Below are 20,579 nucleotides of genomic sequence, written 5' to 3' on the forward strand. Positions count from 1 at the left end.
CCTTTCCTACAAAGTCTTGGGAAATACCGAAGCACACCACCCAAGCCAATTCACCCCGCACACTGGCGCACGCGCGCCAAAGCCTTCCCAAGCCCATCCATCGCTCCTATGAATCATCCGTACAGGGTCATTATCGAAGGTTGCATTACGAATAAAAGATACAGATCTGGGTAAAAAAACCATTCACCCACGTCCGCTTTAATCGTTAAAAGTTAAGACGTAATTGCATGATTGCGGCCCCACACCTCATTTATTAATTGTCAACTTCTACCTGTAAGACAATATTCAATGATGCGTAGGAATTATCTTTAGCTCGACCCAAAGAAAAAGCCCGGACCAAAGGCCCGGGCTTTTTTTGCACGATGACAAGCTTGGCATTAACCCATCGTCAAGACGATCCGCCCCCCACAGGGGCATTCATCCATCTCGCGATGTGCCTCGACCACATCGGTGAATGGATAGACCTTGCTGATCTGGGGTGTCAGCAACTGATCGGCGGTGAACTGATTGATGTCACGCAGGGCACGTTGCAAGGCAACTTGGTCCTGCGCAATGCCCAGCTCCGGCTTACCGGTGAAATTGCCGATGCAGTGCACGTAGAACTGAATGTTCTTCTGAAACGCCGCACAGGCCGGGAATGGCGTCTGGTTTCCGCCCTGCAGGCCGTACAGCACCAGGCTGCCACGCGGTGCCAGGACATCTCCAAGCAGCGACATCTGCGGCCCGCCCATGCCGTCCAGGACCATGTCGACGCCACGGCCATCGGTGTATTTGGCCACCTGCATGAGCAGGTCCTGCTCTTCGGTGACGATCACTTTCTCGGCGCCAAGGCTCAGCAGGTAGTCGCGCTGCTCGGGGTCCTTGGTGGCGGCAAACACCTTCAGACCCAATGCCTTGCCCAGTTGCACGAAGGCAGGCCCCGCGCAATGGCTGGCGTCAGTGACCAATGCAGTCTGGCCGGCTTTCGCACGGGCCAGGTCGACGTAGGCGAAGTAGGCAATCAGCAGCGGTGTGTAATGCACGCTGGCTTCGATCGGCGTCAGGATGTCGGGATAACGGGTGATGGCGGTACGCGGCAGGACGATGACATCGCCATAGACCGGGTGTTCGTTGGCGCTGGTGGCCGGAAAGCTGGCTACCCGATCGCCCACGGCGATATCCTCGACGCCCTCGCCGACCGCCGTCACTACCCCGGCCATTTCATGACCGATGCCCGCCGGCAGGCGTGCCTGGGAGGGTGCCAGGTTCTGCCGCCAGAGCACGTCGTACCAGCTGACGCCAATCGCCTGGACGCGGATCTGCACCTCGCCCGTCGCGGGGGACGGCTCGGTCTGCTCTTCGCAGCGCAGAACGTCGGCGGCGCCGAACTTGTGGAAACGAATCATGCGGGACATCACATACCTCGCCTTCGTGAATCTCGTATTACCACGGACTTTATCCGGGCTTTTACCGTAAGACCATCAGTGGCTATTAATAGTTGACATGCCTGTCATCGATTGGGCTCCTGGCAAATCCGTGCATTGGTCCCCGGAAATCGGTGCAGGGTACCAGCCTTTGGCCTTAAGATTCATCCCTGACCTACTCTAGGCCGAGCACTCTTCGATGAACCGTAACGACCTGCGCCGCGTAGACCTGAACCTGCTGATCGTGTTCGAGACACTCATGCACGAACGCAGTGTGACCCGTGCCGCCGAGAAGCTGTTCCTCGGCCAGCCGGCGATCAGTGCCGCCCTGTCGCGCCTGCGTACCCTCTTCGATGACCCGCTGTTCGTGCGTACCGGCCGCAGCATGGAGCCCTCGGCCAGGGCTCATGAGATCTTCGCCCTGCTCTCGCCGGCGCTGGACTCGATCTCCACGGCCGTCAGCCGCGCCGCCGACTTCGACCCAGCCACCAGCACCTCGGTGTTTCGCATCGGCCTCTCCGACGATGCCGAATTCGCCTTGCTGCCGCTGTTGCTCAAACGGATTCGCGCCGAAGCGCCGGGCATCGTGCTGGTGGTGCGTCGGGTCAACTACCTGCTGATGCCCACATTGCTCGCCTCTGGCGAGATCTCGGTAGGCGTGAGCTACACCAATGAACTGCCAGCCAACGCAAAGCGCAAGATCCTGCGCCGCAGCCAGCCCAAGTTGCTGCGCGCCGATAGCATGCCCGGCAGCCTGAGCCTCGATGACTTCTGTGCACGGCCCCATGCCCTGGTGTCGTTCGCAGGCGATCTGTCCGGCTTCATCGACGAAGCCCTCGAACAGATCGGCCGCAAGCGCCATGTGGTCCTGGCCGTGCCGCAGTTCAACGGCCTGGGTAGCCTGTTGGCGGGCACCGACATCGTCGCCACGGTGCCCGACTACACCGCCGACGCACTGACCGCCGCCGGCGGCCTGCGCGCCGAAGACCTCCCCCTGGACGTGCGCACCTTCGAGCTGCACATGGCCTGGCGCGGCGCACAGGACAACGACCCGGCCGAGCGGTGGTTGAGGTCGCGGATTCAGATGTTCTTCGGCGATCCTGACAGCCTTTGATCGCCAAGCGCGGTCTGCCTAAGCCGTGGCGGTTACGCTCAGAGACTTGAGCAATCCCAGACGCGTGGCACGGCAGACAGCGCTCACGACAGCCATGAGTGATGCCTGGAGCACGCTGCCGTCCCTGCCCACTCCAAACAGCAGCTGGTTGTTGACACGTATCTCGATGTAAGCGATGGCTTCGGACTGGGCGCCATCACGCACAGCGTGCTCGTGGTAATCGGCAATATCGAAGGCCAGACCTTGTTGGGCAAGCGCATCTACCAGCGCGGCCAATGGGCCGTTGCCTTCGCCAGCAAGCGCCAGGTGCTCACCGTCAATTGCCAGTTGTGCGTCAAGGTACGTACGGGTTTCGTCCGTGGCGAGCACCGGTTGCAGCAAGGTGTATGGATTGCCCTGCTCCAGATAGTGTTCGGTGAAGCACGACCAAATCATCTCACGGGTGATCTCCCTGCCTTCGCTATCGGCAACCTGCTGCACCAGCCCGCTGAATTCCATCTGCAACCGGCGCGGCAGGACGATACCCTGCTGCTCCAGCAGATAGGCCACACCACCCTTGCCTGACTGGCTGTTGACCCGGATGACGGCTTCATAACTACGTCCCATGTCGGCCGGATCGATCGGCAGGTACGGAACCTCCCAGAAACCGTCGGGATCGCTTTGGCGGCGGGCGAAGCCTTTCTTGATAGCGTCCTGGTGAGAACCGGAAAATGCCGTGAATACCAATTCTCCCGCGTAGGGGTGACGTGGGTGGGTCGGCAACTGGTTACACAACTCGACCTCGCGCTGGACGTGGATGATGTCGGAGAAATCCAGCCCTGGACTGATGCCACTGGTATAGAGGTTCATCGCCAAGGTCAGAAGATCGACATTACCGGTACGCTCACCATTGCCGAACAACGTCCCCTCGACCCGCTCGGCTCCCGCCAGGCAGGCCTGCTCGGCAGTAGACACGCCGGTACCACGATCATTGTGTGGGTGGACGCTGATGATCACACTGTCACGCTTGCGTACATGGCGGCAAAACCATTCGATCTGGTCAGCAAACACGTTAGCGGTGGAGACTTCCACGGTAGTGGGCAGATTCAGGATCATCTTGTTGGTTGGTGTCGGATCGAATACATCGATCACCGCTTCACAGATTTCCAGGCCAAAGTCGAGCTCGGTGAAGCAAAAGGTTTCAGGCGAATATTGGTAAGTCCACTGCGTCTGCGGGTTGGCCTGCATCAGCGCCTTGATCTCACGGGTGGCCTGAGTGGCAATCTCGATGCAGCCAGCCCGATCCACGCCGAACACCACATCACGAAACACGGGAGCAGTGGCGTTATAAACATGCACGATGGCCCGTGGCACGCCCTTGAGCGCTTCGAAAGTACGTTCGATCAGGTGAGTGCGCGCCTGGGTCATGACCTGAATAGTGACATCCTCGGGAATGGCGCCGCTCTCGATCAATTCACGCACATAGTCGAAGTCGGTTTGTGAGGCGGCCGGGAAACCTACCTCAATCTGTTTGAAACCGACTTTCACCAGCAAGTCGAAAAAACGCCGCTTGCGTTCAGCGTTCATCGGCTCGATCAGTGCCTGGTTACCGTCACGCATGTCGACACTGCACCACAGGGGAGCGGCCTTTTGAACGCGATTGGGCCATTGGCGGTCTGGCAAATTGACTGTGGCGAAATGGCGATACTTACGGGAAGGATCCTTCAACATCATGGCGGCTTCTCCTCTGCCTGGGTTTGCTGTGTAGCCGCCCGAACAGAACCGGAGCGACATTGGATCCAATCTAAACCCTGGCCGCTTCAGGAGGATTGCGTTTTATCGCTCACAAATGCCAAATTTCCAACATACATTGCTATGTACTTCGAATAATTGGGTTTTTATAGCCGTATAGTTCAAAGACAAGAACTTTTCTACCGAAACACCGTTCTACAGTGATCGACCTTACAAATCGGTACCGTCGCCCGGCACTGCGCAAGACATTCGACAAGTTACCAATGGTAGGTTACTTTTCGTAGCTAACAGCCAGCGGACACCTATGATCTCGACAGCCGCTCGCCAAACTGCCGGAGTATCGCCATGCACAGCCTGATCGTCGTCGCCCACCCCAATCCCGATTCCTTGACTCATGCCATTGCCCGGCACGTCGCCCTGGGCATAGCCGCTTCTGACGCGCAGCACACTAGTGAATTTGCAGATCTCGCGGCCGAAGGTTTCGATCCGCGTTTCAACCAAGAGGATCAAGCGCTCTTCATGAAACAAGCCGCAGCGCCTGCTGACGTGGCCAGTGAGCAAGAGCGACTGGATCGTGCCGATGCCTTGGTCATTGTTTACCCGATCTATTGGTGGTCATTCCCTGCCTTGCTCAAAGGCTGGATTGATCGGGTGTTTTCGATGGGCTGGGCCTACGAGGACAGTGGCAATGGCAAAGTCGTGAAAAAGCTGCAGCGTCTGCAGGTTCACCTGGTTGCCGTTGGCGGCGCCGATGAAGGGACCTTCACTCGACACGGCTACGGGCCTGCGATGAAGACCCAGATCGACCACGGGATTTTCGATTACTGCGGAGCCCGTGTGCACAGCTCCACCTTGCTTCTGGCATCGGATGAGGGTTATCCGCAGGTTCATCTGGAGACTGCGTACAAGATAGGCGCCGGTATGGCAGCTTCCCAGCACTGAACAAGAGTGGGACAATCGGCAGCATGACTTCACCAACTTCCGTACCTTCGCGCCGACGCCTGCCCCGAGAAGCCCGCACCCGCCAGTTGCTGGAGGCCTCCTGGGCATTGATCGGCGATGAGGGTACGGATGCCCTCACGCTGGGTCGCCTGGCCGATGTAGCAGGCATCACCAAACCTGTGGTTTACGATCACTTCGGAACCCGCAATGGCCTGCTCGCCGCCCTCTACGAAGACTACGACATCCGCCAGACAGCCCTTTTCGATGCCGCCGTCGCAACCGCCGAGCCCACGTTGACGGACAAAGCACGTATCTTCGCCGCTGCCTATGTCGATTGCGTGCTGACACAAGGGCGTGAGATCCAAGGGGTCCTGGCGGCACTCAGCGGGTCTCCGGAGCTTGCGGCCGTCAAACGCCGATATCAGAAAGCATTCATCCAAAAATGTGCGGACGTGTTTGCGCCCTTCGCCGGCTCCGCTGGCCTATCGAGCGCTAGCCTGTGGGCCATGCTTGGCGCCGCCGACGCCCTGTCCGATGCTGCGGTAGTGGGAGACATCACTGCAGAGCAGGCAAAGCAAGAGCTGCGCCAGACCATACTGGGCATGGTCAAACGCAGCGGCTGAACTGCGACACACTGCAACAACGCTTACCGCGATCGAAGTGCAAGAAATGGTCTTGCTCAATTTAGTTGTCGCAATCCAATGGACATGGGCGAAGCCTGTGCCCGTAAGGTTTCGCGAATGCCGCTCAGCTACAAGCAGCCACCGCCTCAATTTCCACAAGCATCCCATCCAGCGCCAGTCGTGACACCGGAATCAACGTACAGACGGGCGCCCTGTCCTTCCAGACCCGATCGACCTCCCTGACCCACTCGCGCAGGCGATGCTCATCATGATCGACGATCAGCAAGGTCAGCTTGAACACTTGATGCAAGCTTGCGCCCTGCGATTGGAGTGCGGTGCTCAGGTTGGCCAATGCCTGTCTGGCCTGCTCAGAGAACGCCGATGGCAGTCGCCCATGGACATCCTCACCGCCTTGCCCGGCGATGAACAACAGCCTGGTCCCAGGTGCCACTGCCGCGACGTGGGAATATCCATTATCGCGCGGGTCATACAACCCAGCTGGATTGGACAGCTCGAACACAGGACGAGAATCGTTGAACATAGGGCTACTCCAGTGGTGAGAGCGGGCATTCTGAAACCTCGAGTTAACCTAAGGTCAAGCGTGCAGCCCGAAGGCGCTTTCAAGGCCCAGTGCACGCATCGGCCGGCGCCTTGCCCTGCGCCGACAGAGGCACATCGAACACACGATCGAAGCTCCACTGAAATACCAATGCATAGAAGAAGAAAAACACGAACAACCCCAGATCGGTCACCAATGCGGCCCACCACGAGATCTGCAGCCACCAGGCGACCAAGGGCACCAACAGCACCACCAGCCCGCCTTCGAACCCCACCGAATGAAGCAGACGCCTTCCGACAGTACGCGCCCGGTTCGCCTGACGGCTCTCCCAGAACTCGAACAGGTAGTTGTACACCACGTTCCAAAGCAAGGCGCTGGCAGACAGCATCAACGACAGGGCACCGGCATGCGCCAAGCCATTCTTGTAGACCAGGGCGATTGCAGGTGACAGAACGGCGACGGCGATGGCTTCATAAAGCACAGCCTGTACGACTTTTCGAAGAGGGCCTTGCATGACGATGCACCTATGATTGAGCGAGTGCCGCTCACCTTAGCGCCCGATGAAAGCCAGGAAAAATGAGATAAATTGAGCCGGTCCCAATCCAATTCATCCAGGGAGGTGGTGGGTGTTCTCCACGCTTGCGCTCAACGCGCTGCGCAGCTTCGAGGCTGCGGCACGCCTAGGCAGTTTCAAGACCGCCGCCGAGGAACTGTCTGTCACACCGGCGGCCATTTCCCACCAGGTCAAGGCGCTGGAGGCCCGGCTTGGCACGTTGCTGTTCGAGCGCTCCGGGCAAGGCGTGGCACTGACCGAGCAAGGCGAACAGCTCTATCGCCAGGTCCACCAAGCGTTCCTCGATATCAGCCGGAGCCTGGAACACTTCCTGCCGAAAACCACTTCGCTGACCCTCACCCTCACCACGACGCCCGGTTTGGCCGCGAGCTGGCTGATCCCAAGGCTCGGCGCTTTCTATCGTGCTTTCCCGCAGCTGGACATACGGGTCGACACCCGTAACGAGCTGGTGGACCTGTTACGTGACTCCAGCGTCGACATCGCCATTCGAGCCGTCAGCCGCCCAGATCCGAAGCTGTTCAGCCAGCCACTGATGAACGAACGCTTCTCGGTCTATGCCGCACCAGCCGTGCTGGCCCGCCTGGATGAGAACCAATTGCAGCTGATAGACCTCCGCTGGCAGATTCCGCAAGGCGACACGATCAATTGGCAAAGCTGGTGTGCAGCCGCCGGCTGTGCGCACTGGCTGGGACGGGCACGCATGCGTGAGTTCGATGATGAGCATTATGCGTTGGCGGCCGCCATCGCGGGCCATGGATTGGTGCTGGCAAGCAACGTGCTGGTGGCCGACAGCCTCAAGCGAGGTGAACTGATGACCTTCAGGCCTGAAATCAGCCTGCCAGGGCCACGTTACATGGCGGTGTGCGTGCCGGGCCGAGAGCGACAGGAAGAAATGAAAGCGTTGCTGACGTGGTTGGAAGAAGCGGCGGCGGCCACCATGGCGTGAATCCGGTGCGCCAGGGCGGTTTATCCACCCCAGCGCGGTTCAAAGGCAATCAGCGGTCTTTGTCCCACTTTTCAGTGTCGCCTTGCGGCTGTTGCCCACCCATGCGGTCTTGCTGCGAGGGGTTCTTTTGGTCGGTCATGTTCTGGCCAGACTGCCCACCTTGGCTTCCCGAATCCCGGGAGCGATCCCAATCCTTGTTCATTTTGTCCTCAGGCTTACGGCCGGATTCGGAGCCACCTTTTTGCTGATTGGACCCTTGGCCACCTTGTTGACCTGCGCCGGTGCTGCCGCCTTGGTCGCCACGGTTGTCTTGATTGTTAGCCATGATCGCTTACCTCAAGTCAAACACAGGAAGATCTGTGTTCCTGTATGAGTGGCAGAAGTCGTCGCGCTATGCATTTTCTTCAGCAATTTCAGACCAAATGCCTTAACAACCACAGGCCCGGCATTTACGGCTCAAAACGCCACGACTCCTAGCCTGCAGCCTGACGTCAAGCGCTTGATTGGTCACGCGGTGCCGATGACGACGCCTTGGGCTTTGAGGTTATGGAGCAACGCACTGCCTTGGGATTCGATAGCCGCTCGTTCGACACCCCCCCAATCAGCTACCACGGCGAGGTGTTCCCGACCGGTGAGCGGTTGCTGTTGCATTGACACCAGCAGCGCATGGGCCAACGGCGCAAGCCGCGCGAAGTGGATTTTCTGGTCTGCACCGCGTCGCGCCAGCAACAACGTGGGTTCGGCTGGTGCTGCCAGCGGAATGTGGTCGGGGCCGATATGGCTGACCGGCCAGGCATAGGCCAAGGGCATGGCAAGGCTCGATAGCAGCGGCACACCGTCGAGCAGGTCGCCCTCTGGATCATGGGACGCGTCGGTGGCGTCGCTAAGCAACAACAGGGTCTCGACCCATTCATAGTGGGCCAGTTCGGCGACCCAGCCCGGCAGGTCGGCGCGGGTCTCCAGGTAGTTGACCCACTCGCCTGCCACTTCAGTGAACAACGGCGTCTTGCAGCGGTGGCTGGCATAGAAATCCGCAGTCAGCGATTGCCATTGCGCCTGGGGCAACGTGGCGCTCAGCACAGGGAAGCTGCCAGCCAGCAGCGACCGCATATTGCCCAGAAACAGTTGTCGGTACACCGCCAGGCGCCGCGCTTCGATGCCGGGCGGTGCAGGGTTGGCGTGCGGATCGCGAATGAAACGGCTCATGCACAGTTGCTGTTCGCGCAAAGTCTCAGCCATGACGCACCTCCGGCGCTTGCGCGGCGACCTGCAGCATCCGGATGGCCTCCACCTCGCCGAGCAGTTCGGCAAGTGGCGGGAAATTGAAATCGCGCTCCAGCAAAGTCGGCACCACCCCCAGGTACTGGTAGGCGCTGTGCAACAATTGCCAGACGTCATGCTGCACCGCAGCACCGTGGGTATCGATCTTAAGATCAGGCGCTTCATCGTAATGACCGGCCACATGCAGGCAAGCCACCCGCCCGGCTGGCACACGGGCAAGGAAAGCGTCAGCGTCGTAACCGTGGTTGCAGGCGTTGACGACCAGGTTGTTGATGTCCAGCAACAGATCGCAGTCGGCCTCATTCAGCACCGCGCACAAGAAATCGATCTCGGACATCGCCTGGTAAGGCGCCGCATAGTAGGAAATGTTCTCCACAGCGATGCGTCGACCGAGGGCATCCTGAACCTCACGAATGCGCCTGGCAGTATGGCGCACCGCTTCATCGGTGAAAGGCATGGGGATCAGGTCGTACAAATGGCCGTCATCGCTGCAATAGCTCAGGTGTTCGCTGAACAGCGGGACATCATGCTGGTCGAGAAAGGCACGGATGCGCCGCAAGAACTCATGATCCAGCGGTTCGGGGCCACCAAGGGACAACGAAAGGCCGTGGCAGGACAGCGGAAAGCGCTCGGCCAGGCGGGCCAGGCTCTCACCGTAGGCGCCGCCGACGCCGATCCAGTTGTCTGGCGCACACTCGAGAAAATCCACCGCCCCAACATCCATGTTCAGCAGCTCAGGCAAAAGCGACCGACGCAGGCCGAGCCCGGCACCGTGCAAGGCAAACGAAGTACTCATGGGTGATCTCCTGGGGGCTGTCGCCTCCCCGGCCGACGTGCTCGGGGAGGCGATCAGCGAAGGTCAGTTCCTGGCCTGGCTCAACTTGCTGTACAGATCGGAAGGGAATGGCTTGCCGTTGGCGTCGAACTGGTTCTTGCGGAACTGGTACACCTCACCCTCGGAGAGGAAGCCGTCGTGATTGGCGTCGATGGCATCGAACTCGGCATTGGCCTTGGGCGCGACCGCCAGCAGCTCGGCACGCGAGACCCGGCCATCATGGTTGGTGTCGGTACGGGCAAAGGAGGCATCGCCACACTTGCCCTCCCCGCACTTGCCTTCAGCCTGGGTCGCCTTGGCCTGGGCGCCATCGGCACCGCATTTGCCCTCGCCGCACTTGCCTTCAGTCTGGGTCGCCTTGGCACCACTGGCACCGCACTTGCCCTCACCACACTTGCCCTCCCCGGCTTTTTGCGCGGAAGCAAGCTGATAGCCCTGGGGCATTGCGTCCACGGCAAAGGCGGCGGATGTCATGTTGATGCCTCCGACCAGGGCGATGGTGAGCAGGCCGAGGCGGGTCTTGCTTGGGAACTGGGAACGGGACATGGTGATTCTCCGAAATATCTATGCGATTGGCCGCTAGGGCGAACGTGCCGGGGAACGTGGCCTAGGGCCGTTTCGTTCAGGCAGGTTCATTTGGCCTCACGCGTGTATCGCGCACGTATCCGCAGGTAGCGGCATTTGTAAGCGAAGCCTTGCAAGCAGGCGCTTAGATACACAGAGATACATTCAGCCCAGGCGTCGGATTACAGCGCTGCCCATTGCTCGCGGTACTGCAGCAGAAAGTCCACGAAGACCCTGACCCGCTGAGGAATGGAGCGCCCATGGGGATACAGCAAGGTATAGGGCCGGGAACGCCCGCCATAAGCGGCGAGAACCTCGATCAAACGGCCATCGGCCAGCTGTTGCTCGACAATGAACTTGTAGGTCTGGAAAAGCCCCGCACCGTGTTCAGCGAGCGTGACACCGCCCAGGACATCGTCGGAGCAGGCATAGCCACCGTCGGTGAAGATCTCTCGCTCTCGGCCTTGCTCCTGGAACAGCCACGAAATCCGCCGCCCACTGCTGGGCAGCTCGAACTGAATGCACTCGTGAGCCTCCAGATCCTCAAGCACCTGCGGTGTGCCGGCCTTGGCCAGATACGCAGGCGAGGCCACCACGACCAGCTTGGCGTCTTCGAGCAAGCGCGCGACCAGCGTCGAATCCGGCTGAGCCCTGACCCGGATCGCCAGATCGTACCCCTCCGCCACGAAGTCGATGTTCCGGTTGCCCAGGTGAATCTCCACGGTGACCTGCGGATAGCGCTCGCGAAACAGCGGCAGCAACGGAAGGATGCGGTGATGCCCGTAGGTGGTCGGCAGGCTGATACGCAAACGCCCAGACGGTGTCGCCTGCGCACCCATGACGGTTTGCTGGGCTTCCACCAGTTGACTGAGCGCCTGGCTGCACTGCTCGAAGAAGGTTCGCCCGGCCTCGGTCAGGCGGATGCTGCGGGTGGTTCTGGCAAAGAGTCGCGACCCCAGTCGCTTCTCCAGACGAAGAATCGAGCGGCTGACCGCCGCGGGGGTAACACCGGCAAGCTGGGCCGCGGCAGTGAAACTACCGGCCTCTGCAGCCAGGCAGAACAATTCGATGCTGCCCAACTGCAAATCGTCGAAATGGCGCTTCATCACAGGTACCGGGTAGGAAGATCCTAAGGCAGATCTTTACCACACCCGGCAACAGAAAAGCATCGTGACCCCAACGGCTTTACCGCCCGTGCGAGCCGGTAAAGCCACCTTCGGATCAATGGCCTGCGCTCTGGCCACCGTCTACATGCAGGATCTCGCCGGTGACGAAACCTGCGCCCTCCAGGTACAGGATCGCCTGCACGATATCGTCAATCCCGCCCATATGACCGACCGGGTGCAGCTTGCCCAGCGCCTCGTGGGTTTCAGCAGCATGCATCGGCGTTCTGATGATGCCTGGAGAGACCGCGTTGACCCGAATGCCGCGCTTGGCATATTCGATCGCCAGGGATCGGGTCGCCGCATTGATCCCGCCCTTGGTCAGGGACGCCAATACCGAAGGCACGCCGTCGATCGCATGATCGACCAGACTGGTGGTGATGCTGACGACATGGCCGCGCCCTTGCTTTTCCATTTCCACCATCGCCTGCTGGGTAATGTAGAAAAAGCCGCTCATGTTGGTCGCCACGACCTGCGCGTAATCGGCATGGGTGTAGTGGGTGAACGGCTTGGCGACAAAGATGCCGGCGTTGTTGACCAGGGTGTCTATCCGCCCGAAGCGGGCGATCGCCTCGCCAACGACGCGCTCGGCAGTCTGCGGGTCGGCGATGTCGCCAGCGATGGTCAGGATGTCCGGGTCGCTCGACGGCTGGATGGAGCGGGAGGTGGCGACCACCTGCCAGCCGCGTTCGCGAAAGCCCTTGACGACGCCTGCGCCAATGCCTTGGGAGGCGCCGGTAACAATGACGACCTTGCTTGAAGTGTTCATGGTGATTCCTCGGTCAAAGCGATGAGTTCAGGAAAAGCGTTGCGCTAGCGTTTTGCGCGAACAGCTCACTGCGCCTGCTGCTTGCGATAGGCCGTCGTGGTCATGCCCGCGTACCCCCAGTTATCCGTGTCGATCTCTTCGATCACGATATGGGTGAGCGCTGGGTCCTTGTTCAGGACACGCTCCATGGTTTGGGTGATCTCCTGGATCACCTGGGCCTTTTGCTGCGCGGTGACGCCGTCGCGAGTGATACGTACGCTGATGAAAGGCATGGTGTGCTCTCCGTTCGCTGCGGTGTCGGAATGACGGGGCAGCAGGTGGAGAAGACTGTAGAAAGTTGCCATGGAAGGATAAATACAGGCCGGAGCACTTCATTTGTGATGCGGTGTATCAAATAGCGCGGGCAAGCGACCGCGTCTTCACGAGACTCGCCCAGGGTGGGCTGATCGGACCGATACAGCCCAGTTACACGTTAAAGCTGCCCCACCCAATACGACACATTCACCTCGTCGATCTGCTCGGGACGCAAGAACCGCTGCGCATATTCCTGGTACACCCCGCTAGTGAGGAACAACCGCAACAGTTGCCCATCGATGTGGTTGTCGCGGGCCATCGTGACCAGGATCTTCACCGACTCGGACAGGGTCTTGGCCGGTTTGTAAGGCCGATCGGCAGCGGTCAGAGCCTCGAAGATATCGGCAATGGCCATGATCCGCTCAGGAATCCCCAAGTCATCCCTGCCCTGCCGGCGCGGATAGCCCGCGCCATCCATTCGCTCATGGTGGCTGCCGGCGATGGCCGAGACACGCTTGAGATGACGTGGGAACGGCAGTGAGTCGAGCATGATGATGGTCTGCACGATGTGCTCGTTGATCTTGAAGCGCTCCTCCTCGTTGAGCGTGCCGCGGCGGATCGAGAGGTTGTACAGCTCACCGGCGTTACTGGCATGAGCCGGCAGGCGCATGTCGAAGCCCCAGATGTTGCGCGGGTCATCCTTGGCCACAGGTGGCTTGCGCGCCCCCCAGGGCATCCGGTGATCATCGCGGTCAGCCAGCAGCAGCTCATCGGCCGGCAACGGCACGGGAGGAACACCTGCCAATCGCTCTTCCTCGTCCCGCGAGAGCCCCAGCCGATTGTCGAAGTGCCGTTGCCAACGCCGCTGGCCGATACGCTGCAGTCGCTCGATGTCCTGCTCCTGCATGAACTCTCCACCGATATTGGCCTTGGCAACGAAGGCAAACGCTTCCTGCAGTTCGGCCTGGGCGCGCTCGAGCGTACGCTGCAGTGGCGGTTGATCCGCGCCGCTGGCCAGCCCACGCCAGTAATCGAGCTCGGCATCGCGCCAGAGCACTTCGAAGCGCATGCGTATTTCATGGATGCGGTTGTAGAGGGTTTCCAGCTTGGTCGCCTTGTCCACCACGTATTCGGGGCTGGTGACCTTGCCGCAGTCGTGCAGCCAGGCAGCGACATGGAACTCATAGCGCTCGGCATCACTCAGGGTGAAGTCGGCATAAGGGCCGCTGTCGGCTTGCACGGCTTTGTCCAACAGCATCTGGGCCAGTTGCGGCACCCGCTCGCAATGACCTCCCGTGTAGGGGCTCTTGGCGTCGATGGCATCGGCCAACAACTTGATCATGGCATCGAGCAGGCGTTGCTGAGCCTCGACCAACTGACGTGTTTCGATGGCCACGGCCGCGGCGCCGGACAACTCCTCGACAAAGCGTCGAAATGGCTGCCCCACCCCTTCGCCTGTCCGATCAGCTTCCAATTGCAGCACCAGAATGCCGAGCAGCGCCTGACTTCGGTCGTTGAGCACGACCGCCAGGCTGCGCCCACACAGTTCAAGGGCATGGCTGACGACTGCCGCCAAGTCCCGGTGATCGTCCGCTTGAATCTGGAGCTGCGCTGGATAGGCCTCGCTACCGCAGCAAGTGGCCAGGCGCAACTGCGCAGGCTCCGCATCGAACAGGTAGACCGCTCCGGCGTGCACGCCGGCGGCATCGACCAAGTGCGCCAACACGCCTTCGAGCATGCGTTCGAGTTGGCTCTCACGGCTGAGCGTGAGAGTGATCGCCTGAAAGCTGCGGATCGTCCCGGACATGCGGCTGAGCACCTGGCTCAGCTCGCGCACCTCCGACACCCGTGACCTGACCCCCACCTCGCGGCTGAAGTCGAAACCTGCCAGGCCGCGCACCTGCTCGGCCAGCAGACGTAACGGACGACCGATACGCTGGCCGAGCAAGCCGCCCAGCACCAGCAAAACGGCCATCAGCGCCGCGGTCCAGAGCAACTGCTCAAACAACACCTTGCGCGCACCCGCCAACAGTTCATGACCAGGCACGGCGATCAGCACCTGCAAGTCCTGCCCGGCCAAGCTGGTGAGCGGTACACGCATGCCGTACCAGGCTTCCCCGTCTACCTGGAAACGCTTGGGGCTGGCGCCTTGGGACTGGTCGGCATACAGCTGCGCAAGGCTGGGAATCCCCAGCTCACTGATGCGCGACAGGCGCACCGTCTCGCCCTCGTGCACGATGACCCGCTTGAGATCCGGATAGGCCACCACGCTGCCTTGATCGTCGATCACCGCAAGCTCGGTCCCTGCGGTCATGCGCAGGTCCCGGCTTTCGCTGGCCAGGTCATCGACCGAGACATCCATGCCGATCACCGCCTCGCCCTTGACGCTGCGCTGGGCCAGGGTCATGCCGACCTCGCGGGTGGTGAAGAACACATAAGGGCGGGTCAGCACGGTGGTGCTTTGCCCTGAAGCCTCGACGAACCACGGGCGCGCGCGTGGATCGAACTGGTAGTCCGGCTTGTCCTGGGCCTGGAGCAGGTTGAGTTGGCGGTCATAGAATCGCCATTGGCCCGACATCGACCCGCCCGCCTGCCGGCTAACGCTCTGCACCAGGAAGGCCGTGCCAGGTGGCGCCGCGAAACGCTCGAGCAGCTGAGGCTCCCGAAGCCTGCGCACGAGCAGGAACTCGCCATTGGCGTAACCCACATAGGCGGCGCTGAGCATCTTGTTGGCATTCAGGCTCTCGACCAGTTGCGGGAGCCGCTCCAGGCGTTGGGCCAGGTCGCCGGCGAGCGGATCGGCGGCCAGCAACCGCAGACTGCTCTGTACCGGATCGACCAGCCGGCGGGCACGCTCGTCGATCGTCTTGCCCACCTGCTGGGCAGTATCCCCAGCGGCGGCCAGCAGGGTCTCTCGAACTCCGCTGTAGCCCTGCCAGGCCAGGCCTGCGCCCAGCAGCAACATGCCCAGCATGATTGCCAGCGCCACCAGAAGCTGCAAAGAAAGGCCACGCCCGGGGGTGTTCATCGCCGCAGTCCCCCAGGGCACCTGGCCGCACATACCCCGGACACAAAGCCCGCCGACTGGCGAGCGACAACGATCAGCACACAGCCCATCCCAGGTACTCCATGTATGGCGCTTCCAACAGTGTAATCAGCCAGCGCGATCGTGCTGGCCCGATGTGTAGCCCTTGCTCAGTGCCGCGCAGTCGCGGGCTCGGAGAGGCGATAAGGACACATCGAGCACGTTCCGGATACGACAGCGCCCACGTCGTCACGTGGGCGCTGTCGTATCAACCGGTCACTGTTCGCATACGGCCAGGAACGTCGCCGACGGCACGAAGAACAGCCCACCGGTGACGGCACGGCTGAAGTCCAGCAGCCGGTCGTAGTTGCCGGGCGGCTTGCCGACGAACATGTTCTCCAGCATTTGCTCGATCGGCGCCGGCGAGCGCGCATACCCGATGAAATAGGTGCCGAACTCCCCTGCCCCAGGGCGCCCGAACGGCATGTTGTCGCGCAGGATCTTCACCTCCTGGCCGTTTTCTTCCAGGGTGGTCAGCGAGCTGTGCGAGTTGCTGGGTTTTACCGACTCGTCCAGCTCGATGTCCGAAAGCTTGGTGCGCCCGATGATGTGTTCCTGCTCCGCCGTGGACAGCCCGTTCCAAGCGGTCATGTCGTGCAGGTACTTCTGCACCAGCACGTAGCTTCCGCCCGCGAACGAAGGGTCTTCGTCGCCGACGAGGGTGAACTTGCCGACCTCGCGGCCCGTGGGGTTCTCGGTGCCGTCGACGAAACCGATGATGCTGCGCATGTCGAAGTACCGAAAGCCCTGAACCTCGTCGACCACCGTTACGGCGCCCTCCAGACGCTTCATGATCTGCGCAGCCAACTCGAAGCACAGGTCCATCTGTTCGGCGCGGATGTGCAGCAGAATGTCCCCGGCAGTGGCTACCGCCACGCGATCGCCACTGCCGATTTCACGAAACGGATGCAACGACGCCGGGCGCGGTACCTGGAACAGCACATCCCACACGCTCGCACCAAAACCCACGACGCAGGACAAGTTGCCCGAAGGTACCCGTTTGCCCACCGAGCGAACCAGCCCGGCAAGGTCGCCGCACAAGCCGCGGACGCAATCCCGGCTGGCGTCGCCGGGGTTCAAGGTAGCCACGAGGAAAATGGCACTGTGGGTGATCGGGGTTTCGACAGCCTGGGGTTCGATCTCGGAAATGTTCATCACAGCTTTCGCCTTGTTGACAGTCAGCTAGCAGGAACCTTCGCCTGCGCACGGCTGTGCGACGCAGGCTTGGTCTATCGGTATAGCACAGGCCAGCCAGAGGCCCCGCCCAAACACCAGGCGCGGTCAGTGGTAAGCATCCCCCGCTTTGACCTTGCCGCGGAACACGTGGTAGCTCCAGAACGTGTAGGCCAGGATGATGGGAATGATGAACAGCGCGCCCATCAAGGCAAACAGCTGGCTTGTGAGCGGCGCGGCGGCCTGCCAGAGGTTGATCGAGGGCGGCACGATGTTAGGCCAGATGCTGATCGCAAGTCCCAGGTAGCCGAGAAACACCAAGGCCACCACTCCCATGAACGGCAAATGCGAATGGCGCTTGCGCAGGGTCTTCTGGATCACCACCACCGCCAGCACGGCCAAACCGGCAATCAGCGCAGAGCGGATCCAGTGGCTGCCGGCGAACCAGCGCTGGGCAATGTCGGCGTGCAGCCAGGCCGTCCAAGCACAGATCACCACGATCACCATTGCCAGCAAATACAGCAGCGGACGGCTGTAATGGCGCATGCGCGACTCCAGCATGCCGTCGGTCTTGATCAGCAACCAGGTGCTGCCGAGCAACGCGTAGGCCAGGATCAAGCCCACGCCGCAGAACAGCGGGAACGGCGCCAGCCAGTCCAGCGCGCTGCCGGCGAACTGGCGGTTCTGCACGGGGATGCCCGAGATATAGGTGCCGATGGCAACGCCCTGGAAGAACGTGGCCAGCACCGAGCCGCCGATGAACGCCTTGTCCCAGAGGTGGCGCTTGCGCGGATGCGCCTTGAAGCGGAACTCGAACGCGACGCCGCGGAAGATCAGCCCGGCCAAAACCAGCACCAGCGGCAGGTACAGCGCCTCGAGAATCACCGAGTACGCCAGCGGAAATGCGCCATACAGCGCCGCAGCCCCCAACACCGCCCAGGTTTCATTGCCATCCCAGACCGGCGCGACGGTGTTCATCATCACATCGCGCTCGCTGGAGTCGCTGATCAGGGGAAACAGGATCCCCAGGCCCAGGTCGAAGCCATCCATGATCACGTACATCATCAGGCCGAAGGCGATGATCACGCCCCAGATGACCGACAAATCGATACCTTGAATTGCCATGCTTGCGCTCCCCTATCAATCCGCTACCGACAGCGGACGACGCGCTGTCGCAAGTTGGCCCGGTTGCTCAGGCAATACGTGCGCCTCATGGGTCTTCGGCCCTTTGCGTACCAGACGCATCATGTAGCCGATACCCACCGTGAACACCGAGAAGTAGATCAGGACGAACAGCGCCAGGGTGATGCTCATCTGGGTGGCGCTGTGATTGGACGCCGCCTGCGTGGTGCGCAACATGCCGTAGACCACCCACGGCTGACGGCCGACCTCGGTGGTGAACCACCCGGCGAGCAAGGCGATCAAGCCCGAAGGCCCCATGAGCAAGGCGAACCACAGGAAGAGTCGGTTGCGGTACAGGGCGCCGCCTCGGCGCAATACCAAGGCCAGCAGTGCACAAGCCAGCATCAACATGCCCAGTCCAGCCATGACCCGGAAGCTCCAGAAGATGATCGTAGAGTTGGGTCGGTCCTCTTTGGCAAAGCTCTTGAGCGCCGGAATCTGCTTGTCCAGGCTGTGGGTCAGGATCAGGCTGCCCAGGTAAGGCACCTCCAGGCTGTAGCGGGTCCTTTCGGCGTCCATGTCCGGCAGGCCGAACAACACCAGTGGCGAGGCCTCACCCGGGATATTTTCCCAGTGCCCTTCGATGGCTGCGATCTTGGCCGGCTGATGCTCCAGGGTATTGAGCCCGTGGGCATCGCCCACCACGACCTGCACAGGCGTGGCCACCAGGATCATCCACATGGCCATCGACAGCATCTTGCGCACCTGTGGCGTATCACGGCCACGCAGTAAGTGCCAGGCGGCCGAGGCGCCCACGAACAACGCAGTCGACAGGAATGCGGCCAACGCCATGTGCGCCAGGCGGTACGGGAACGACGGATTGAAGACAATCCTGAACCAGTCCATCGGCACGACACGGCCATCGACGATCTCGATACCTTGCGGTGTCTGCATCCAGCTGTTGGACGAGAGAATCCAGAACATCGAGATGAGCGTGCCGATGGCCACCATGATGGTGGCGAAGAAGTGCAGCTTGCGCCCTACCCGGTCCCAGCCGAACAACATCACGCCCAGGAAGCCCGCCTCCAGGAAGAACGCCGTCAGCACCTCATAGGTGAGCAACGGCCCGGTCACGCTGCCCGCGAAGTCTGAAAAACGCGCCCAGTTGGTGCCGAACTCGTAAGCCATGACCAGGCCCGAGACCACGCCCATGCCAAAGTTGACGGCGAAGATCTTCGACCAGAAGTGGTAAAGGTCCTTGTAGACCGCGTTGCCGGTCTTCAGCCAGCAACCTTCGAGCACTGCCAGAAAGCTTGCCAGACCAATAGTGATGGCCGGAAAGATGATGTGAAACGAGACCGTGAAGGCGAACTGAATCCGCGCCAGGTCCAACGCATCTAGATTCGACATGACAATATCCTTGCAGGCCGCCGGCCGTTACCGGCCAGGGCCTGTGCACAGGGGAACGTGAGGGTTATTCGGCGACGGTGTGGATCAGATTGTCGGGCCGCGCCTTTTCCAACCTGATGGCGACGAATTTGGACGTGGGCGTGTAGGTCCGGTCGCCGTAGCTTTCCAGGGGCACCAGCGGGTTGGTTTCCGGGTAGTACGCCGCGGCCTGGCCTTCAGGCAGGTCGTAGGGCACCAACTGAAAGCCCGATACGCGCCGCTCACGGCCGTCTTCCCAGAGCGAGACCATGTCCACCTGCTCGCCGGGCTCAAAGCCCAGGCGGCGGATGTCAGCTTCGTTGACGAACACCACCTCGCGTAGGCCGAACACGCCCCGGTAGCGGTCGTCCAGGCCGTACAGGGTGGTGTTGTACTGATCGTGCGAGCGCAGGGTCTGCAGAATCAGATCGGGCCGCTCGCCACGCTCGAGCACGGCCTCGTTGACCAGTTGCTCAGGCAGTTCGCTGGGCGTGAACTGAGCCTTGCCGGTGGCGGTGTTCCATTCGCGCTCGGCCGCCGCGTTGCCCAGGTGGAAACCGCCCGGTTGCTGCAGTCGGGCATTGAAATCCTCGAAGCCCACGATGGTGTCGGCGATCAGGTCACGGATGCGGGCATAGTCGCCGATCACCCATTCCCAATCGATCGGATGATTGCCCAGGGTCGCCTTGGCCATGCCGGCAATGATCGCCGGCTCCGAGCGCAGGTGCGGCGAGCGGGGTTTGAGCTGGCCGTGGGAGATGTGCACCATGCTGAACGTGTCTTCGACCGTGACGCCTTGCGGGCCTTCGGCCTGCAGGTCGATTTCGGTGCGGCCCAGGCACGGCAGGATCAACGCATCACGGCCGGTCACCAGGTGCGAGCGGTTGAGCTTGGTGGCGATGTGCACCGTCAGTTCGCAGTTGCGCATCGCCGCATGGGTGCGCGGTGTATCGGGCGTGGCCTGGGCGAAGTT

20 protein-coding genes are annotated in these 20,579 nt (G+C 61.2%); 4 read left to right on the forward strand and 16 right to left on the reverse strand.

Translation table 11 applies throughout. The annotated features are described in order from the left end of the window. Positions 1-377: 377 nt before the first annotated feature. Positions 378-1,394: a zinc-dependent alcohol dehydrogenase family protein gene (locus tag BLS27_RS02835; RefSeq protein WP_070574527.1), complete on the reverse strand. Its 1,017-nt coding sequence runs from the start codon at positions 1,392-1,394 to the stop codon at positions 378-380. A 208-nt stretch (positions 1,395-1,602) separates the two neighbouring features. Between BLS27_RS02835 and BLS27_RS02840 the strand changes: the two genes are divergently transcribed. Continuing rightward, entirely contained in the window at positions 1,603-2,517 is a 915-nt protein-coding gene (locus tag BLS27_RS02840) for a LysR family transcriptional regulator (protein ID WP_043211831.1), read from the forward strand. Positions 2,518-2,535: 18 nt separating this feature from the next. On the opposite strand, the gene leuA is transcribed toward BLS27_RS02840, so the two are convergent. Further along, the gene (gene leuA / locus BLS27_RS02845) at positions 2,536-4,230 is read right to left on the reverse strand and encodes a 2-isopropylmalate synthase (protein ID WP_090343004.1); all 1,695 of its coding nucleotides are present in this window, start codon (positions 4,228-4,230) and stop codon (positions 2,536-2,538) included. Positions 4,231-4,593: 363 nt separating this feature from the next. Between leuA and BLS27_RS02850 the strand changes: the two genes are divergently transcribed. Both BLS27_RS02850 and BLS27_RS02855 read left to right on the forward strand, forming a co-directional pair. Beyond that, on the forward strand, positions 4,594-5,190 hold the full coding sequence (locus BLS27_RS02850) for an NAD(P)H-dependent oxidoreductase (RefSeq protein WP_090343007.1): 597 nt from the start codon (positions 4,594-4,596) through the stop codon (positions 5,188-5,190). 23 nt (positions 5,191-5,213) lie between these two features. Further along, the gene (locus BLS27_RS02855; protein ID WP_090343009.1) at positions 5,214-5,813 is read left to right on the forward strand and encodes a TetR/AcrR family transcriptional regulator; all 600 of its coding nucleotides are present in this window, start codon (positions 5,214-5,216) and stop codon (positions 5,811-5,813) included. A gap of 124 nt (positions 5,814-5,937) precedes the next feature. Here the strand turns inward: BLS27_RS02855 and BLS27_RS02860 are convergent, their stop codons facing one another. Next, a complete protein-coding gene (locus BLS27_RS02860; protein WP_043211826.1) occupies positions 5,938-6,354 on the reverse strand; it encodes a RidA family protein in 417 nt (138 codons plus the stop codon). Positions 6,355-6,433: 79 nt separating this feature from the next. Beyond that, entirely contained in the window at positions 6,434-6,886 is a 453-nt protein-coding gene (locus BLS27_RS02865; RefSeq protein ID WP_090343013.1) for a PACE efflux transporter, read from the reverse strand. Positions 6,887-6,998: 112 nt separating this feature from the next. On the opposite strand from BLS27_RS02865, the gene BLS27_RS02870 reads away from it, so the two are divergent. Continuing rightward, positions 6,999-7,892 (forward strand): LysR substrate-binding domain-containing protein, encoded by an 894-nt coding sequence (locus tag BLS27_RS02870; protein ID WP_090343015.1) that lies wholly within the window; start codon positions 6,999-7,001, stop codon positions 7,890-7,892. Positions 7,893-7,941: 49 nt separating this feature from the next. Here the strand turns inward: BLS27_RS02870 and BLS27_RS02875 are convergent, their stop codons facing one another. From BLS27_RS02875 to BLS27_RS02930, 12 genes are all read right to left on the reverse strand, one after another. Beyond that, entirely contained in the window at positions 7,942-8,217 is a 276-nt protein-coding gene (locus tag BLS27_RS02875; protein WP_043211816.1) for a hypothetical protein, read from the reverse strand. Positions 8,218-8,399: 182 nt separating this feature from the next. Then, positions 8,400-9,131: an HvfC family RiPP maturation protein gene (locus BLS27_RS02880; protein ID WP_090343019.1), complete on the reverse strand. Its 732-nt coding sequence runs from the start codon at positions 9,129-9,131 to the stop codon at positions 8,400-8,402. Continuing rightward, the gene (locus BLS27_RS02885) at positions 9,124-9,969 is read right to left on the reverse strand and encodes an HvfB family MNIO-type RiPP peptide maturase (protein WP_090343021.1); all 846 of its coding nucleotides are present in this window, start codon (positions 9,967-9,969) and stop codon (positions 9,124-9,126) included. Before BLS27_RS02885 ends, BLS27_RS02880 begins: the two co-directional genes overlap by 8 nt. Positions 9,970-10,032: 63 nt before the next feature. Then, positions 10,033-10,554, reverse strand: a complete 522-nt coding sequence (locus BLS27_RS02890; protein WP_043211809.1) for an HvfA family oxazolone/thioamide-modified RiPP metallophore — start codon at positions 10,552-10,554, stop codon at positions 10,033-10,035. 200 nt (positions 10,555-10,754) lie between these two features. Beyond that, positions 10,755-11,678 (reverse strand): LysR family transcriptional regulator, encoded by a 924-nt coding sequence (locus BLS27_RS02895; RefSeq protein WP_090343024.1) that lies wholly within the window; start codon positions 11,676-11,678, stop codon positions 10,755-10,757. Between the two features lie 115 nt (positions 11,679-11,793). Continuing rightward, positions 11,794-12,504: an SDR family NAD(P)-dependent oxidoreductase gene (locus tag BLS27_RS02900; protein ID WP_043215743.1), complete on the reverse strand. Its 711-nt coding sequence runs from the start codon at positions 12,502-12,504 to the stop codon at positions 11,794-11,796. A gap of 65 nt (positions 12,505-12,569) precedes the next feature. Next, positions 12,570-12,776 (reverse strand): tautomerase family protein, encoded by a 207-nt coding sequence (locus BLS27_RS02905; protein WP_043215742.1) that lies wholly within the window; start codon positions 12,774-12,776, stop codon positions 12,570-12,572. Between the two features lie 200 nt (positions 12,777-12,976). Next, positions 12,977-15,826 (reverse strand): HD domain-containing phosphohydrolase, encoded by a 2,850-nt coding sequence (locus BLS27_RS02910; RefSeq protein ID WP_090343026.1) that lies wholly within the window; start codon positions 15,824-15,826, stop codon positions 12,977-12,979. Positions 15,827-16,099: 273 nt separating this feature from the next. After that, positions 16,100-17,038, reverse strand: coding sequence for a Dyp-type peroxidase (locus BLS27_RS02915; RefSeq protein WP_090343029.1), 939 nt, complete (start codon positions 17,036-17,038; stop codon positions 16,100-16,102). Between the two features lie 126 nt (positions 17,039-17,164). Beyond that, on the reverse strand, positions 17,165-18,181 hold the full coding sequence (gene cydB / locus BLS27_RS02920; protein ID WP_043215738.1) for a cytochrome d ubiquinol oxidase subunit II: 1,017 nt from the start codon (positions 18,179-18,181) through the stop codon (positions 17,165-17,167). A 15-nt stretch (positions 18,182-18,196) separates the two neighbouring features. Continuing rightward, positions 18,197-19,588 (reverse strand): cytochrome ubiquinol oxidase subunit I, encoded by a 1,392-nt coding sequence (locus tag BLS27_RS02925; protein WP_043215736.1) that lies wholly within the window; start codon positions 19,586-19,588, stop codon positions 18,197-18,199. 64 nt (positions 19,589-19,652) lie between these two features. After that, on the reverse strand, positions 19,653-20,579 hold a 927-nt coding region (locus BLS27_RS02930; protein ID WP_279614950.1), incomplete at its 5' end, for an FdhF/YdeP family oxidoreductase.

This window comes from Pseudomonas guariconensis (assembly GCF_900102675.1).
Lineage (GTDB): Bacteria > Pseudomonadota > Gammaproteobacteria > Pseudomonadales > Pseudomonadaceae > Aquipseudomonas > Aquipseudomonas guariconensis.